General features: G+C 55.5%; 23 protein-coding genes and 1 pseudogene. 15 read left to right on the plus strand and 9 right to left on the minus strand.

Annotation, left to right across the window (positions count from 1 at the left end; genetic code table 11):
• The first annotated feature begins 280 nt into the window (after positions 1 to 280).
• From ACP7DW_RS23085 to ACP7DW_RS23155, 15 genes are all read left to right on the plus strand, one after another.
• Positions 281 to 694 carry a hypothetical protein gene (locus ACP7DW_RS23085; protein ID WP_071080444.1) on the plus strand — a complete coding sequence of 138 codons (414 nt, stop codon included), beginning with the start codon at positions 281 to 283 and terminating at the stop codon, positions 692 to 694.
• A 407-nt stretch (positions 695 to 1,101) separates the two neighbouring features.
• A complete protein-coding gene (cydP, locus tag ACP7DW_RS23090; protein ID WP_347337283.1) occupies positions 1,102 to 1,278 on the plus strand; it encodes a cytochrome oxidase putative small subunit CydP in 177 nt (58 codons plus the stop codon).
• Positions 1,275 to 2,846, plus strand: coding sequence for a cytochrome ubiquinol oxidase subunit I (locus ACP7DW_RS23095; RefSeq protein WP_071080441.1), 1,572 nt, complete (start codon positions 1,275 to 1,277; stop codon positions 2,844 to 2,846). The genes cydP and ACP7DW_RS23095 overlap by 4 nt, the downstream gene beginning before the upstream one ends.
• Before the next feature lie 11 nt (positions 2,847 to 2,857).
• Complete coding sequence (gene cydB, locus ACP7DW_RS23100; protein WP_071080438.1) at positions 2,858 to 3,994, plus strand: cytochrome d ubiquinol oxidase subunit II; 1,137 nt, start codon at positions 2,858 to 2,860, stop codon at positions 3,992 to 3,994.
• A 69-nt stretch (positions 3,995 to 4,063) separates the two neighbouring features.
• Positions 4,064 to 4,204: a cytochrome bd-I oxidase subunit CydX gene (gene cydX / locus ACP7DW_RS23105; RefSeq protein WP_071080435.1), complete on the plus strand. Its 141-nt coding sequence runs from the start codon at positions 4,064 to 4,066 to the stop codon at positions 4,202 to 4,204.
• 14 nt (positions 4,205 to 4,218) lie between these two features.
• The gene (locus tag ACP7DW_RS23110; RefSeq protein ID WP_071080432.1) at positions 4,219 to 4,509 is read left to right on the plus strand and encodes a cyd operon YbgE family protein; all 291 of its coding nucleotides are present in this window, start codon (positions 4,219 to 4,221) and stop codon (positions 4,507 to 4,509) included.
• A gap of 14 nt (positions 4,510 to 4,523) precedes the next feature.
• Positions 4,524 to 4,961 carry a group II truncated hemoglobin gene (locus ACP7DW_RS23115; protein WP_071080569.1) on the plus strand — a complete coding sequence of 146 codons (438 nt, stop codon included), beginning with the start codon at positions 4,524 to 4,526 and terminating at the stop codon, positions 4,959 to 4,961.
• 94 nt (positions 4,962 to 5,055) lie between these two features.
• The gene (locus ACP7DW_RS23120) at positions 5,056 to 5,700 is read left to right on the plus strand and encodes a peroxiredoxin (protein WP_071080430.1); all 645 of its coding nucleotides are present in this window, start codon (positions 5,056 to 5,058) and stop codon (positions 5,698 to 5,700) included.
• Between the two features lie 65 nt (positions 5,701 to 5,765).
• Positions 5,766 to 6,146 carry a rhodanese-like domain-containing protein gene (locus ACP7DW_RS23125; protein WP_071080427.1) on the plus strand — a complete coding sequence of 127 codons (381 nt, stop codon included), beginning with the start codon at positions 5,766 to 5,768 and terminating at the stop codon, positions 6,144 to 6,146.
• A gap of 350 nt (positions 6,147 to 6,496) precedes the next feature.
• A complete protein-coding gene (locus tag ACP7DW_RS23130) occupies positions 6,497 to 6,688 on the plus strand; it encodes a YgaP family membrane protein (RefSeq protein ID WP_071077404.1) in 192 nt (63 codons plus the stop codon).
• A 22-nt stretch (positions 6,689 to 6,710) separates the two neighbouring features.
• Positions 6,711 to 7,067 carry a carboxymuconolactone decarboxylase family protein gene (locus tag ACP7DW_RS23135; RefSeq protein WP_071080424.1) on the plus strand — a complete coding sequence of 119 codons (357 nt, stop codon included), beginning with the start codon at positions 6,711 to 6,713 and terminating at the stop codon, positions 7,065 to 7,067.
• A 103-nt stretch (positions 7,068 to 7,170) separates the two neighbouring features.
• Positions 7,171 to 7,551, plus strand: a complete 381-nt coding sequence (locus ACP7DW_RS23140) for a YeeE/YedE family protein (protein ID WP_071080421.1) — start codon at positions 7,171 to 7,173, stop codon at positions 7,549 to 7,551.
• A gap of 10 nt (positions 7,552 to 7,561) precedes the next feature.
• Positions 7,562 to 7,981 (plus strand): YeeE/YedE family protein, encoded by a 420-nt coding sequence (locus ACP7DW_RS23145; RefSeq protein ID WP_071080418.1) that lies wholly within the window; start codon positions 7,562 to 7,564, stop codon positions 7,979 to 7,981.
• A gap of 267 nt (positions 7,982 to 8,248) precedes the next feature.
• Positions 8,249 to 8,491, plus strand: coding sequence for a hypothetical protein (locus ACP7DW_RS23150; protein ID WP_139174891.1), 243 nt, complete (start codon positions 8,249 to 8,251; stop codon positions 8,489 to 8,491).
• Between the two features lie 47 nt (positions 8,492 to 8,538).
• Positions 8,539 to 9,492: a zeta toxin family protein gene (locus tag ACP7DW_RS23155; RefSeq protein ID WP_071080412.1), complete on the plus strand. Its 954-nt coding sequence runs from the start codon at positions 8,539 to 8,541 to the stop codon at positions 9,490 to 9,492.
• 92 nt (positions 9,493 to 9,584) lie between these two features.
• Here ACP7DW_RS23155 and ACP7DW_RS23160 read toward each other — a convergent pair whose 3' ends face one another.
• The 9 genes and pseudogenes from ACP7DW_RS23160 to ACP7DW_RS23200 all read right to left on the minus strand — a co-directional run.
• Positions 9,585 to 10,730: a DNA-methyltransferase gene (locus tag ACP7DW_RS23160; protein ID WP_071080409.1), complete on the minus strand. Its 1,146-nt coding sequence runs from the start codon at positions 10,728 to 10,730 to the stop codon at positions 9,585 to 9,587.
• 29 nt (positions 10,731 to 10,759) lie between these two features.
• A complete protein-coding gene (locus ACP7DW_RS23165; RefSeq protein WP_071080406.1) occupies positions 10,760 to 11,194 on the minus strand; it encodes a hypothetical protein in 435 nt (144 codons plus the stop codon).
• Between the two features lie 37 nt (positions 11,195 to 11,231).
• Positions 11,232 to 11,789 carry a hypothetical protein gene (locus ACP7DW_RS23170; RefSeq protein ID WP_139174889.1) on the minus strand — a complete coding sequence of 186 codons (558 nt, stop codon included), beginning with the start codon at positions 11,787 to 11,789 and terminating at the stop codon, positions 11,232 to 11,234.
• Positions 11,790 to 11,842: 53 nt separating this feature from the next.
• Complete coding sequence (locus ACP7DW_RS23175) at positions 11,843 to 12,283, minus strand: single-stranded DNA-binding protein (RefSeq protein WP_071080568.1); 441 nt, start codon at positions 12,281 to 12,283, stop codon at positions 11,843 to 11,845.
• A gap of 105 nt (positions 12,284 to 12,388) precedes the next feature.
• Positions 12,389 to 12,955, minus strand: coding sequence for a hypothetical protein (locus tag ACP7DW_RS23180; protein ID WP_139174885.1), 567 nt, complete (start codon positions 12,953 to 12,955; stop codon positions 12,389 to 12,391).
• A 40-nt stretch (positions 12,956 to 12,995) separates the two neighbouring features.
• Positions 12,996 to 14,144: a PFL_4669 family integrating conjugative element protein gene (locus ACP7DW_RS23185; protein ID WP_071080400.1), complete on the minus strand. Its 1,149-nt coding sequence runs from the start codon at positions 14,142 to 14,144 to the stop codon at positions 12,996 to 12,998.
• Between the two features lie 27 nt (positions 14,145 to 14,171).
• Positions 14,172 to 14,846: an STY4526/YPO1902 family pathogenicity island replication protein gene (locus tag ACP7DW_RS23190; RefSeq protein ID WP_170840602.1), complete on the minus strand. Its 675-nt coding sequence runs from the start codon at positions 14,844 to 14,846 to the stop codon at positions 14,172 to 14,174.
• A complete protein-coding gene (locus ACP7DW_RS23195) occupies positions 14,843 to 15,127 on the minus strand; it encodes a hypothetical protein (protein ID WP_139174883.1) in 285 nt (94 codons plus the stop codon). The genes ACP7DW_RS23190 and ACP7DW_RS23195 overlap by 4 nt, the downstream gene beginning before the upstream one ends.
• Before the next feature lie 271 nt (positions 15,128 to 15,398).
• Positions 15,399 to 15,734, minus strand: a pseudogene (locus ACP7DW_RS23200) (hypothetical protein); the annotation flags it as partial.

A 15,734-nucleotide genomic window follows, 5' to 3' on the forward strand; every position in this document is an offset into this window, starting at 1 on the left:
ACTGCCAGTGGCGGTCAGCTTTTGGCAGCAAGTTCTGCCAGAATTGACTGCCATGCGGTCTCTGCAAGGCAGAATAGCTGCGGGGGATATTGCAAGTCATTGATTGCATGATGGAATATTTATTCAATGTAGATATGGCGCGCATATTGCTATGTATGAAATTACGGGGCGTCCGTTGCGCGCCAGTCAGCGTGTGATGTTTTGTCATTCGCGCTGCTGGGCAAACAGGCATCTTTCCTTTAGCTGGTCTGCTATGCAGGTAATTTTTACAGGAGTTCGCATGAAAAAACCGATGTTGGTGGGTGCTGGTTTGTTGGCGGTATCGTTGTCTGGTCAAGCTGCCGAATTATTTTTGACGATCAATAGCGGCAGTCCCATGACGCAAGCTGCCGGCTTGGTACTGGCCAGTCAGGCGATCGAGCAAAAAGCCACGGTACGCGTGCTGTTATGTGATGCTGGCGGCGACATTGCTGTCATCGGCAAGGCAATGCCAAGCCTGAAGCCCCGCAATGTGACGACCCAGCAAATGCTGCAGGGATTGATCAAGAGCGGCGCCAAGGTCGAGGTCTGCGCATTGTACTTGCCAAATGCCGGGCGCCAGGCTAGCGACTTGCTGGACGGTGTAACAGCGGCCATACCTGCAGACGTGATTGCTTATTTGCTCAAGTCCGAGGTGAAAACGCTGGCGTTCTGACTACCAGGTTAAACAGTTTCAGGGAATGCATTCGCAATCCCGATGAAAAGCTTCCCTCCGAGGAAGCTTTTTTACATAAAAGCACTGTGTTCATGTCCGAGGCGCATCGGTACCGATTACGCCATGTGAGATTGCCCTCGCTGGCAAGGGCGGCGCTTTTGCCATTTACGGCGACATGGCAATCGAGGTTGCCAGCCAGAAAATAAACAGCAACCACCGGTTTCACACCGTCACGCCACATGGCGCAATCAAGACAGAGGCTGTCAGTCATGGCAGTGACTGACAGTGTGACGGTAAATTGCGCTGCCATATTTCAGCACTGCTATCAATAAAAATCTTCAACTCCTTGTTTTTAATTGATTAATTAGAAAAAATTTCATTGGCATGAAAACTGCTGTAGAGAAGATATGCAACCTATTGACCACCGCCTCCTGCGCCAGTTAATCATCGCTGTGCTGATCAAGATCATTGTCTTGACCGCACTGTGGTGGGCATTCGTGCGCGACGCCCGCGTCAGCGTCGATGGAGATGGCGTCTCAGACCGGATCAGTGGCATAACATCTTCTCAAGGAGCAAGAAAGTGATTTCAGAACAATTGGTGGACTTGTCGAGGCTACAATTTGCCGCCACGGCGATGTACCACTTTCTTTTCGTGCCGCTCACCGTTGGTATGGTGTGGTTGCTGGTGATAATGGAAAGCGTCTACGTGATGACCGGCAAGGTGATCTGGAAAGACATGACGCGCTTCTGGGGTAAGTTGTTCGGGATCAATTTTGCGCTCGGCGTCACCACCGGCATCACGCTCGAATTCCAGTTCGGCACCAACTGGGCGTATTACTCGCATTATGTCGGCGACATCTTCGGCGCGCCGCTGGCGATCGAAGGCATGATGGCGTTCTTCCTCGAGTCGACGATGATCGGCCTGTTCTTCTTCGGCTGGAACCGCCTGAGCCGGCCGCAGCATCTGCTGGTGACGCTGCTGATGGCGATCGGCACCAACTTGTCTGCGTTGTGGATATTGATTGCGAATGGCTGGATGCAAAATCCGGTCGGCTCCGAATTCAGTTACCTGACGATGCGCATGGAAATGGTCGATTTCTGGGCCGTGGTGTTCAATCCGGTGGCGCAGGCCAAGTTTGTGCATACGGTATCGGCCGGCTATGTCACCGGCGCGATGTTCGTGCTGTCGATTTCGAGCTGGTACTTGCTCAAGGGCCGCAATATCGAATTCGCCAAGCGCAGCTTCCGCGTGGCGGCCGCGTTCGGCCTGGCGTCGGTGCTGAGCGTGATTGTCCTCGGCGACGAGTCCGGCTACACCGTGGGCGAAGCCCAGCAAACGAAGATGGCGGCGATCGAAGCGATGTGGGAAACCAAGCCAGCGCCCGCCAGCCTGACCCTGGTGGCCAGCATCAATGAAGCTGAATCGAAGAACAATTGGGAAATCGAGGTGCCGTGGGTCATGGGATTGATCGGCACCCGCTCGGTGAGCAAGCAAATCCCCGGCATCCACGACATCAAGATCAAGAACCGCGAGCGCATCATCAACGGCATGCTGGCCGTGACGGCGTTGGAAACGCTGCGCAAGCATCGCCTTGACACCGTCGCGCTGCAGGTGTTCGAGCGGCATAAGGCAGATCTCGGTTTTGGCCTGTTGCTAAAAAAATATGTCGTCGATGTCAATCAGGCCACCCCGGAAATGATCGCGCGCGCCGTCAACGACACGATGCCACGCGTGACGCCGATGTTCTGGGCTTTCCGCATCATGGTGGGCCTGGGCGTGGCGATGCTGCTGCTGTTTGGCCTCGCGTTCTGGAGTACGCTGAAATCGACGTGTTCGAAAAAGCCGTGGCTACTGAAGTGGGCGTTGTGGATGCTGCCAGCACCGTGGATCGCCTGCGAACTGGGCTGGTTCGTCGCCGAATATGGCCGCCAGCCGTGGACTATTTATGGCGTGTTGCCAACCCACATGAGCGTCTCCACGCTCAGCGTCAATAACCTTTATGGCTCGCTGGCCGGCTTCATCGTGTTCTACACGGTGCTGCTGATCGTCGAGATGTTCTTGATGGTCAAGTTCGCGCGCCAGGGACCGGGCAGCCTCGGCACCGGCCGCTATCAGCAAGATGTTGCTCGTCATTCGCCCATACAGGCATAAGGAGAACCAAGATGCTCGATTATTCCACTCTTAAAATCATCTGGTGGCTGCTGGTGGGCGTGCTGTTGATCGGCTTTGCGATCATGGATGGGCACGATATGGGTGTGGGCACGCTGCTGCCATTCGTCGGCAGGAGCGACATCGAACGGCGCGTCGTCATCAACACGGTCGGCCCGCACTGGGATGGCAACCAGGTCTGGTTCATCACCGCCGGCGGCGCCTTGTTTGCGGCCTGGCCGATCGTGTATGCGACCGCGTTCAGCGGCTTTTACTGGGCCATGATGCTGGTGCTGTGGGCGCTGTTTTTCCGCCCGGTCGGCTTCGATTACCGTAGCAAGATCCACAATGCTGCATGGCGCAGCACATGGGACTGGGGTTTGTTCATCGGTGGCGTGGTGCCGCCCCTGGTGTTCGGCATCGCGTTCGGCAACCTGCTGCAAGGCGTGCCATTCCACTTCGATGACTATCTGGTGTCGACCTACACAGGCAGTTTCTGGCAGTTACTGAACCCGTTCGCGTTGTTGGTCGGCGTCGTCAGCAGCGCGATGATCACGCTGCAAGGCGGCACCTACCTGGCGCACCGCACAGAAGGTGTGCTCCAGCGTCGCGCAATCAAGGGTGCCATCGGCGCAGCCATCTTGCTGACGGTCACTTTCATCGCAGCCGGCTTCTGGCTGCAACACATTGAAGGCTTCCGGATCACATCGGTGATCGATATGGGAGCGCTGCCTGATCCGCTGGGCAAGACGGTCGTGCGCGAAGCTGGCGCGTGGATGGGCAATTATGCCAAGCAACCGCTGTTGTGGCTGCTACCTGCGCTGGGTATCGCGGGCGCGCTGCTGGCAGCAAGCTTGTTGCTGGCACGTTGGACATTGACTGCATTTGTTGCGTCCTCGCTGGCGGTAGTCGGCGTGATCGGCACGGCCGGGGCGTCGATGTTTCCGTTCATTATGCCATCGTCATCGATGCCCGATGCCAGCCTGACGCTGTGGGACAGCGTTTCCAGCCATCTGAGTCTGGCCATCATGCTGTGGGCCACATTGATCCTCCTGCCATTGATCGTGATGTACACATCGTGGACTTATCGCGTGATGCGCGGCAAGGTCACTGTAGCGCACATCGAGGCCAATGAACATTCGGCGTATTGAAGCGTTCAGCTTTTGACAGATTCGGCTGATGACCTGGTTTGACTTGTTAATCAATTAAGGAAACACATTATGTGGTATTTCGCCTGGATGCTGGGAGTCGGCTTTGCGCTGCTGCTGGCCATCATGAATGCAATGTGGGGAGAAAACGAAGCCGCGCGCGCGCAGCAAGATGATGAAGAAAATGGCGAATTCCACGAAAGCCTGCCATGAGCGTTACGAAACCCATGAATGCCACGAAAGTATCTGCGGCGCCATCGCACGTCCATGCGCCCAGCCTGACAATAGCAATTGTCATCATGCTGGCGGCGACCGTGTATCCACCTTTGATGGTGGATGCCACAGGCAAGGCTGACCATGGGTTGATGACGGCGCTGTTTTTTGCGATGAGCGCCGGCTTCGTGCGCGGCGTCGGCTTTGTGCCGCAGGCGCTGGCCTGGCGGTGCCTATTTTCAAGCTGGGCCTGCATGGTGGCGCTAGCCGTGGCGCTGTGGATAAAATTTTTGAGTGGCAATTGATGAAAGGGAATGTCATGAAAGAAGAGTCCGCTCTGGCGCCAGACAGCGTCTATCTGCGTTTGGGCGGCGAGCAAGCCATGCATACGCTGGTCGATCGTTTTTACGCGCTGATGGATGAGCTGCCCGAGGCTTGGTCGGTGCGCTGCCTGCACCCGGAGAGCCTGGCCGGCAGTGCCGATAGCCTGTTCAAGTTTCTCAGCGGCTGGTTCGGCGGGCCGCCGCTGTATATCAACGAGCGCGGCCATCCGCGCTTGCGGATGCGCCATGCACCGTATGCGATCGGCATTGCCCAGCGCGATGAATGGATGCTGTGCATGCGCCAGGCATTGGCCGAACAAGTGCGCGATCCGGTCCTGCATGCGACGGTATTGCGCGCCTTTGGCGACATGGCCGACCATATGGTCAATACCGATGGCCGCAGCGCATGTGCTGCGGCGCCGGCAATATATTGAATTGGAGCAGCTTATGTAGGAAATGGCATGACCGCTGAACTGATCACTTGTATCACATCCTTTCTATATTTTTCAATTTCAGGAGTTCACCATCATGGATAACACTCAAGCAGCAAGCTTTCCGCAACTCAACTCGCCGGCACCCGACTTCAATGTCAAAACTACGCATGGCGACCGCACGTTGGCGCACTACCAGGGCAAGTGGCTGATTCTGTTTTCCCATCCTGCCGATTTCACGCCGGTCTGCACCACCGAATTTATCGGTTTTGCCAAGGCAGCGCCACAATTTACCGAAATGGGTTGCGAACTACTTGGTTTATCGATCGACAGCTTGTTTTCGCACCTGGCGTGGGTACGCAACATCCAGGAAAAATTTGGCGTCGCCATCCCGTTCCCTATCATTGAAGACATCAAAATGGAAGTTGCACGTGCCTATGGCATGGTGCATCCGGGCGCTGCCGACACCCAGGCTGTGCGCGCGACCTTCTTCATCGATCCCAAAGGAATTCTGCGCGCGATGGTGTATTACCCCATGAGCAATGGCCGCAGCATCGACGAATTCGTTCGTTTGTTGACCGCTATGCAAACTTCCGATGCCAATGCAGTTGCGACACCGGAAAACTGGCGCCCAGGCCAGGCTGTCATCGTGCCGCCACCTAAAACTGCCGAAGCAGCTGACAATCGCGCCTCTGAAGGTTATGACACCGTGGATTGGTATTACTCGACCAAGTCGCTGTAATATCAGGGCGGCAGGCATGAAGGCTTGCCGTCGTTTCATCCAACCATTTTTCACAAGGAATTTTGATGAAGACTGCCCACGATCTGGTTGCCGCCGCCAAGGCGCGCATCCAGGAAATATCTCTGGATCATGCCGAGCAAGCGATCCTCGATGCCGATGTGCTGATCGATGTACGCGAAGCCGACGAATATGCTGCCGGTCACATTGCCGGCGCCATCCATGTGTCGCGCGGCTTGTTGGAATTCAAGCTTGGCAATACGCCCGAGCTCTCTTCGCGGGATCTGAACATCGTGCTTTATTGTAAAAATAGCGGACGCTCAGCGCTCGCAGCCTGCTCCTTGCACGACATGGGATATCTGAACGTGCTTTCGATCAGCGGCGGTATTGATGCCTGGATTGATGCCGGAAAACCGGTCGCCAAACCAGCATTGCCATCCTTTGATTGACTATTTTTCGTCTGTTTGCCGATGATGGCGTGATCCGCGTCGAGCAACTGCTGGCGGCGTACCTGGGCCTCAGCGAGCGTACCTTGTAGTGCCGCCTGAAAGCGCTGGGCATCGCCTGGCAGAAGCCTGGCGGCACTGCCATGCTGCCAGAGTGGCAGTGTCATCAGGCGAGTGGCAGCGCGCTACTGCCTGCCGCATCGCCCTAAGCCCCTGTTTTCTATCCTATCCTCACATGGTGTAACGCTGGCATGAAATATGCAAAGATAAAGCATGACGCGTACCTGAAACCTGGGTGTGTCTCGTGTTGTCATCGCAACGCTTAAGCAGATTAACCATTGAGGAGCAAGACCATGAACGCGAACGTCGGCAATATTGATCGTGCCATTCGGATACTGCTGGGGCTGGGCCTGATCGTGGCCACCCTGGCCGGTGCCATCGGCGCCTGGGGCTGGCTGGGCGTGATTCCCCTGGCGACAGGCATTTTCCGCTTCTGTCCCGCGTATTTGCCGTTTGGCATCCGTACCTGTGCGGTGAAAAAATGAGGCAGGCAACGGAGGCGACAACATGAGCACGCAATCTGGCGGCTACCGCGCCTTGACGCAGTCGGTGTCGCACCAACTGGCGACCCTGCGCGCGGATATTCCCGACGTGATGAAAGGCTTTGGCGATCTGGCGCGCGCGGCAACGCGCGATGGTGCGCTGGACAAGAAAACCAAGGAGTTCATCGCGCTGGCCTTGGGCATCGTGGCCCATTGCGATGCCTGCATTGGCTTTCATGTGCAGGCACTGGTCAAGCTGGGCGCCACCCGGGCCGAATTTGAAGAGACTCTGGGCATGGCCATCTACATGGGCGGCGGGCCGTCGGCGATGTATTGCGCCAATGCGCTGGCGGCATTCGAGGAATTCTCGGCCCCGGCCTGAGGCGCTTCGAGGTGGCACAGGATGAATTGCACATCAGAATTGGAGAAGTCGCGTGTAGATAGACTGGAGTAATTTTACGCCATGGGCCGCGTTGGCAGGAGGGATGCTGATCGGCTTGTCGGCTGCGGTGTTTGTGCTGTTTAACGGCCGTATTGCCGGCATCGGCGGCATCCTGGGCGGCCTGCTGGAATGGCCGAAAGGCGATATTGCCTGGCGCGTCGCTTTCCTTGCCGGCCTGATTGGCGCACCCTTGGCGTATGGCGCAGTGCTGACGTTGCCGGAAGTACGGATTGACGCCGATTTCCCCACCTTGATCATTGCCGGCCTCCTGGTTGGCGTGGGGACGCGCTATGGTTCAGGCTGCACTAGCGGACATGGCGTCTACGGTTTGTCGCGCATGTCACCACGTTCACTGGTGGCGACAGTCGCCTTCATGCTTGCCGGCTTCGCCACTGTTTTTGTCGTCCGACACCTCATCGCTTAAGGCACTCGTCATGAAAAATATACTGGCGGGGCTGGTGGGGCTGGTCTTTGGCATCGGACTGATCGTATCGGGCATGACGGATCCATCGAAAGTGCTTGGCTTCCTCGACGTGGCGGGGCATTGGAATCCGTCGCTGGGGCTTGTCATGTGTGGCGCGATAGGCGTCGGCATTGTGGCATTTCGTTTTGCATCGCGCAGGGACCGCAGTCTGTTGGGCGATGCAATGCGCTTGCCGACCTCGACACAGATCGACCGGCGCCTGGTCTTTGGTGGCCTGACATTTGGTATCGGATGGGGACTGGCTGGTTATTGCCCCGGTCCGGCCCTGGCGTCGCTGGCGTCAGGAGGGACCAAGCCGCTCGTTTTCTTCGTCGCCATGCTCGCGGGCATGGGGCTCTTCGCACTTGCAGAGTGTCTGGAGTCTCGATAGATAAGATTCAATTCTATACATTGGACCTGGAAAAAACTGTTCCACCAATGAATTACAAGATTATAATTCTTCATTAAATCAAATGGTTACGACGGGATTTGAGTATTTTTACACGAATCCCTGCCGACCCTTGTGCCGGCCCCCCGAGGCGCCGGACGAGAAAATTCCGTTTCCATGCGTCGACTCTCCCCTCTTGACGCATTCGTGAGTGGGGCCGGCGTTAATGGACTATAATGGTTTATATAAGGAAGCTGAAGGGATACCATCATGACACTCAAAATCCGGACTAGCGCGCGTAGGTTCAGCTCCCCGACAATATTGAAGGGCGATGCCCCGTTCCTCGGCGCCACCGTTCAGGAATGGGACAAGGCGATCACCGGCAACATGGACAAGACACTTGCCCAAGTCAAACTGCGCGCAATGGGCAACGGCCCTAAACGCGATGCTTCCAAGGCCACCACGTTCGATCTGGCGAGCTTCGCCGGCAAACGCTTATCCAATGCCAAATAATTTTCCTTCTCCTTACTTGAAAACGCGGCTTCGACCACGTTTTTTATATGTCCAACGAAAAAAAAGATAATGTGCTCGATCTGCATGTGGTGGTGTTCGCCGGTCCGAATGGGTCCGGGAAGACTTCGCTGATCGACGAAATCAAGCAGACAGGTCTGGCGACCGTCAGGGGCGTCTATCCTCTTCCTGCCTACTTCATCAACCCTGACCAGGTGGCTAAGGATCTGCAGGGCGAATTCCCGGACCAGAACGCCAGGGATGAAGCCGCGCAGAGCGCTGCCATGCGCATCCGTGCCGAAGCGACCGAGAGTAAGCTGCCGTTCGCCTTTGAGACCGTCATGTCCCATCCGTCGCGTATCAACGAAATGCTGATGCTTAAGGAACAAGACTACCGTCTGTTCCTGACTTTCATCACCACCGACGACCCGGAGAAGAACGTCGCCCGGGTGACGCTGCGCTACGAAACTGGCACGACCACGGGGCACTACGTCGCGCCCGACAAGGTGCGCGAACGCTACCACCGCACGCTCGCGCTGCTTCCGCGCGCGGCCGAGATTGCCGATGCAGTCTACATCTACGACAACTCCGTCGATTTCGAGAAGCCCAAGCTGCAGGCCGTCATCGAGCGCGACGCGCAGTTCTCAGTCTCACCTGATGCGAAGGATTGGGTCATCCAGCGCCTGGTCCATCCGCTGCAGCAGCGTGAACGAGAACTGGACCAGCTGATCGCCGATCTCGAAACTGTCGGGTACCAGATTGGCGACGTGGACGAGCTGCATGGCACCTACAAGGGTGTGGTACTTTCGACGACCACCTACTTTCTGGCCCAACTGGACGACGCGACCAAGCAGGCCGTGATCCACGACCGGCTCATGCTCGACACGGGTTCCAAAGGGGCTGGCAACGAGCCTCCCACGTACGCGCAGCGGGAAAACCTGGCGGTCCACTATTCGCCAGCGAACGCGCCCCGGGTGGAGCACCACGGCTTGGCACCTGAATAGGCGCCCGCTTGCGCGCTTGGGTGCCTACGTCAGAGCCTGAATGACCGACTGCTTTGCAAAGCCAATTCAGGATGTCATTGGTGATGTACTGGTCATGCCGCTACCGAAATTTCTGCAAAAAGTGTCGACTCCCCTTGGATGCGCTTGCGCGCGATCTCGGCATAGGCCGGGTTCAGCTCGATCCCGATGCAGTCGCGCTGCAGGCGGTCGGCGACAAGACCGGTGGTGCCGGCGCCGAAAAACGGGTCCAGTACCACGCCGCCTGGCGGGCAGCCTGCGCGGATGCAGTTTTCGGGCAGCTCAGGCGGGAACGTTGCGAAGTGGGCTTCGGCGAACGAATGCGTCGCCATAGTCCAGACGCTGCGCTTGTTGCGTATATCAGGGCGGGCGGGAGGATCCTCGCGGAAGCCGGCGCTGCCGCCCATGCGCGCGGCCGTGCGCAGGCGCTGCTCGTCGCGCCCGTCGTCCTTGCCGCACGACATGACGCGGCCACGTTGACGCGCATCGGCATCGGTGCCATGACCAAACCCGACGCCGCGTGCTGTGCGCTTCTGCGGTTTCTGGCCCGGCACGTCGTAATCCTTGGTGCCGAAGCTGTTTCGCGGGTGGTCCACAGCGCCGGCGGCCGGCTCCTTGATGGCCTCAGCATCGTAGAAGTACTTCTCGCTTTTGCTAAGCAGGAAAATGTACTCGTGGCTCTTGGTGCAACGATCTCGCACGGATTCGGGCATCGGGTTCGGCTTGCTCCAGACGATGTCCTGGCGCACCCACCAGCCAGCGTCTTGCAACGCGATGGCCAGGCGGTGAGGCATCATGACAAGATCTTTTGGCTTCAAGCCCTTTTGCGGCATGCGGTTTGGCTGTGTGAGCGTGCCGGTGCCGCGGGAGCCGACGCCGTATGCGTGCTTTTCATCATGACTTCCGCGCGCCCCCCGCCATGCCTGGCCTTGCGCCCCGCCACCTGGGTGATTGCCGACGCGCCCAGCGGCGGTCGCATAGCTGTCGCCCATATTGATCCAGCAGGTGCCATCTGGACGCAGCACGCGACGCACCTCTTCGAATACGTCGACCATGACAGCGATAAATTCCGCTGGTGTCGCCTCCAGGCCGATTTGGCCGTCGACGCCATAGTCGCGCAGTCCCCAGTACGGTGGACTGGTGACACAGCAATGGACGGAATCGGCGGCCAGGGTGCGCAGCTGCTCTCGCACGTCACCGATAAGAATTTTGATCGTCATGGCGTGCGCTCGTCATAAATTGAAGTTGGTTAATTCCTGCGAGAAATATATGGGACATAGACCGGCCAAAACCAAGCATAGAAAATTCTGAGCCAGAAGCGATCCAGAAACTTCAGGCCGGCCAATTTGGAGGCCGTCGGCACTTTGACCAAGTGCTGGACCATGAATCCGACAGTGAGGTAGCCTATGCCAAGCCAGAGCACGAGAAACGAGCCATGGCTGATCCACAGCCACGCGCACAACAGACTAGCATTGAGAACTATGATCACCAACGTCCTGATCTGAGAGCCGAACTTCACGCCTTGCCGCTGCGTGCCCTTGGCCGGCGCTTGGAGGGCGCGCTCAATCATTTGTTCCGGCGTCAAATTCTTGCGCTCCTTAATAATGGGCCACCACCATTTCAAGACAAAATGGGCACCTATGCCACAAATCACCAAAAGCAGGATCAAACTAGAGATATCCATTGGAATTCCTTTCAATATTTAAGGCGCTGGAACAGTGTTAACCACCGAGAATTTCCTGGATTCGGGCGCTGATTTTTTGGCGGTTATTGCTGCTGGACGCGATTGGATCAGCAGGATCGACACAAAATTCGGCCGTGACGTTGCTGCCGGTACCATTTTTTGAAAACTTCAATTCGAGCCACATCGCTCGCGACACACCAACTACGGCATATGGGACAGTTTGGGCCAGATGGTAGAAAGCGCCACTTTGCTTTTCATGTTTGTACCCCTGATCGACCAAATAAGTCCTGTCGACTGTTTTGCGATAAATCGCAATTTGCTCTGGTGACTTAAAGCCGAAGCGGGTCATCGCTCGCCCGTAGAGCGTATCAACGTCGACGCGACTTTTTCGGTTGGGCAGCATCGTGCAGCCTTCTTCTTTGGAAGAGGTGGCGGTCGATATATAAGTTGCTGCAATAGTGCGATCACTTGATCCTGACGGCTTAGCTGAATCGCTACCGATTTTTACCAGACCATTAAGCGTCGGGTCAAAATTTGCGCAGCCCGAGTATGATGTCGCGATTACGCCAACGAACAGTACATTGATGATTCTCATGATGACTCCTCAAAAAGGGCCGGGACACTGGCCCTGGTTTCACAGGATCAGGCTTACGCTCGCCGCTCATCGAACTCGCCATAGTATGGTGGCGGTTCGTCCGAGGTGTTTGGCGAGCTTTTATTGCGAGATTCAGCAAATTGGACTGAATCGACCCGCGTAGGCGACAAAAACACCGCACTTGCTACGACTGAGAACGCGGTGACGGCATTGCCCGCAGCGTCATGCGCTTCAAACTGCGTGAGCCGTCCTTCCACCTTCACGCGCGCACCTTTGCGCAGTAACCGCGCGCAATTTTCAGCGGTGTGATCATATGTGGTTACCGGGAGCCATATTCCACCACTTTGCGCATAAGAACCGTCCCCGTTTTTCTCGTATTCATCAAAAAACACCCGCATTTCTGCCGCCATCATCGCTTTGCCTGTTCTTGCTGTGATGTTTTTAATGGACGGTGCGTCCGCTAAATTACCGACACCTTGAAATATGTTTGGCATTCCAACCTCCAAGTTCATTAAGCGCCATGTGTTTCCACAAGAGGCTCGGCGCGTCTGCCTATTGTGGGTTTGAATGGAAGAAGTACATCAGGCTAGGCTTATGCTTTACCGTTGAATTAGTTCCGTGAAATGCCGTAAAATCGAGCGATTGTGTTTCTCCTGGGCATTTAGAGAGGTGACCATCTCATTGACAGTCTGGTACCACTGAACAAGATCGGATGGAAGCGGCGACAAGAAATCCTCAAGTTCGTTCCATGCGATGTGGCTGGTATTGGTGGTTCCGGCGCGTCTCCACCGAAGCGATAACTGACCAGTGGATCCTCGAGTGTGGATGGCCAAATAGAAACGTTTCGCCTTAATTGATTTGGTGGCTACAGCGAGCCGCCGCATATCCTGATGGACCTGGTCAACAGCAGCTTGTGCTTTGAGCAGGCGGCGGCGGTCGCCCCTACCCTTAAAGGCTTTTCGGTCTACATGATGTTGACCGGCAAGACCAGAAGCAATATCGGCTGATGTTGACGATGGATCGGGGGCAACGAAATCCATGCCGCTAAGCGACATCGCTGGCAACGAGGGTAGCCGTACGGGCCGGAAGGGAAAAACGGCAACTGGCGCATCCGTGGATTCACGACCCGGTTGCTCTAGTGGAGAAGGAAAACTGTCGCAGTCCATATTACCTCCTGAAATCTCTCTGCGGTCCTAATTCGGCTGATCAAAGCAGCTTGTCGATTGCCGTTGTCTCAACGTCATTCCCGGCCTGTTTTTCCATCTCCGAGCTGACATGCGCCAGTATTGCTTTTTCGTGTGGCGCCAAATTCAGCCGCCTGCGACTGTGACGTGGCTGGAGCTTGCCGCTGTACACATCAGGGGGAATAAGGCCCAGTAATTGAGTTACGTCCGATTGGCGTCTTGCCGCATCACCGGATGCATTTGGCACAAAATCGGCTCGGCATAAATCGCGAAGTTCTGGACGCATCAGGAATCGCTCGAAGCGGGCCGTTTCAATGAACGCCGCCCGTATTACACGTGTTAATTCGCGGATGCTTTGCCGGCCTTGATCGTCGGTGAGTTGATCTTTTCGCACCAGTGTTTTTACAGTTCGAATGTAATAGTCAAAATGGACGACGAGATCGCTGATTGCGTAGCCGTACGGGCTTTTGAAGCCCAACAGAAGCACCTTTGGTTCGGCTGATCGCAAGATCGAGTACTGAAGGCCCCGGACACGCTGCGCTTCTAGTTTTTGGTGCAGTCGATTGACTTCCCGTTCCAATCGACGGGTGATGTCCTGCATCAGTTCTTCGTGGCGTAATAGTGCCCAATCTGCATAGGGATTATCAGCGCCCGATAAGAGCCAAAGGCATTTGAGAGCGGCGGCGACACGTTTTCCGCCTACAATCTGCGCGTATAGCCCGTTTGGATCTTTAGCACGACCCATAAAGAGGCGAAAAGCTTCCTTGGTGTGCAGTTGCATCGTGTCTTGGTCCTCATTAATTAGAGATCCAAGACTTCGCAAATGCACAGCTTCTTGTGTCGAGACAATTTTTTCTGCGCCAGCCCGGTTTTCGTACTCTTCCTGCATGACATTGAATTCCAGGAGACGTTCCTCATACATCATTAGTCGTTTAAATCGTGGGTCATTTTGGTCCGGCGTGTCGGATTCTAAGAGATCACGCAATGCTTCGCGCTCTTTGGGAATGGAATACCCGTCCGGAAATGCTGAGCCCTCTTCGGTTTCGAATACCACTTCGGTGGTGGTAACAAACGGAGACGGAATAGTGGAATAGATATCTGCTATTGAAACAATTCTTTTCGAAGCGTCATTGGCGGTTGCTGTAGAGTCGCCCTGAATGTTATCCGTCATGTTAGTCCCCTGTAAGTGGAATATGTTTTATGTAATGTTTGAAGTCGTTCTCTTGGACAGGTTAACCAATTTATGTACGCAGCTACCGCCATCCCATTTTGTTTCTTGTTGCGCGGGTTGCTGGTTATTCTTGGCGATGCCTTGATTGGTATATGGTTCGAACTCATTAATTACCAGCCACAAAGTCGCAAGGGTATGAGATGGGAAAATATTATGAAGTGAAAAAAGCTGTTCCCGAACTGGCGAAGTTGGGCTTGCCTTAACAATTTTGTCCCAACTTTCATGCATGTCCTCGCGTTCATAAGGATTTGGCATTGGAGGCCGTCCCAAGCGTTGCTCAGAAAGTAGAAGATGTTTTGCTGCCTTTGCTTCTTTGCTGCTCATCTTGAACATTTTGCAGATCATCGAGACTGAAGCACCATGTCGTACGAAATATTCTTTTAAATGGCGAACCCGCCGTTCATCTGCCGCCTGGGCGAAGGCATGGGATAGTTGCTTCTCGTTTAAGGTAACCTCCATGGTTACGTTTTGAAAATGTGATACACGGAGGGCGTCCCGTGACGACAGGCTGCGTAGATTCTCAACCCATTCGGAGTCGATACCTTGGCTCAACAAGGAGGCGGTATTGTTGTCCGCCTGATCCAATAGAGATTCGATAATCAATACCCGGATTGCGGCATCTTTAATATTTAGTCTGATCATTTTTTCCCCCATGCGGATGGTAAAGGGGAGCTATTGGCATAGCGGTTCGAACCGATGGATGAGATCGGAATGACGCTAAGGAATTGAGTTTTCTCTTCTTTGCTGGAGCGGAGAAGAGTTGATAGACAGGGCGCGCCTATAGGATGAAGAAGCAGTCCCGTGGAGGGGACGTCGCTTCCGAAGGAAATTGCAATATTAAGTTGCAATCTGTGAGCATTAAGCGGCCCCAGCTTTAAAACTGGGGGGACAAAATAAATGATGGGTTTGCTTTGGTTTGTCATGATAACTCCTCAAGTTCATCGAACATGAGGAGTTGGCCATGTAGAAACTACACTTTCATTCCCAAAATGGATGAGTCCGCATTTTGTGCTAACGCAATTTTGTATTCAACCTTCCACCGACCAACCCCGCAAAGTTAATTTAGCACAAAACTCGGGATGTCAACATATTTTTTATCGATTTGTCTTATGAGCTGACGCAAGGAAGTTATTGAACAGCGATAAAAATTTCATTTGAAAAATTATTGAACATAATAAAAATATATTTTGATAACTAATGAATCTCATGGAAGACGCCGGCGGCGCCGGCAGTGCCGGGCAGCAGCTGCATCGTTGACAGTATCGCGCCGCACCGCGCCGGTGGCGCCGTGTGGCGCTGCGGCCGGCGGGCAGGCCCAGGGCAGGGGCTGGCGGCGTGGCCGCCCACGCCGGGCTGCAGCAGCAGCTGGTGGAAGACGCCGGCGGCGCCGGCAGTGCCGGGCAGCAGCTGCATCGTTGACAGTATCGCGCCGCACCGCGCCGGTGGCGCCGTGTGGCGCTGCGGCCGGCGGGCAGGCCCAGGGCAGGGGCTGGCGGCGTGGCCGCCCACGCCGGGCTGCAGCAGCAGCTG

The organism is Janthinobacterium sp. PSRC1-1 (assembly GCF_049897525.1).
GTDB lineage: Bacteria > Pseudomonadota > Gammaproteobacteria > Burkholderiales > Burkholderiaceae_D > Janthinobacterium > Janthinobacterium tructae.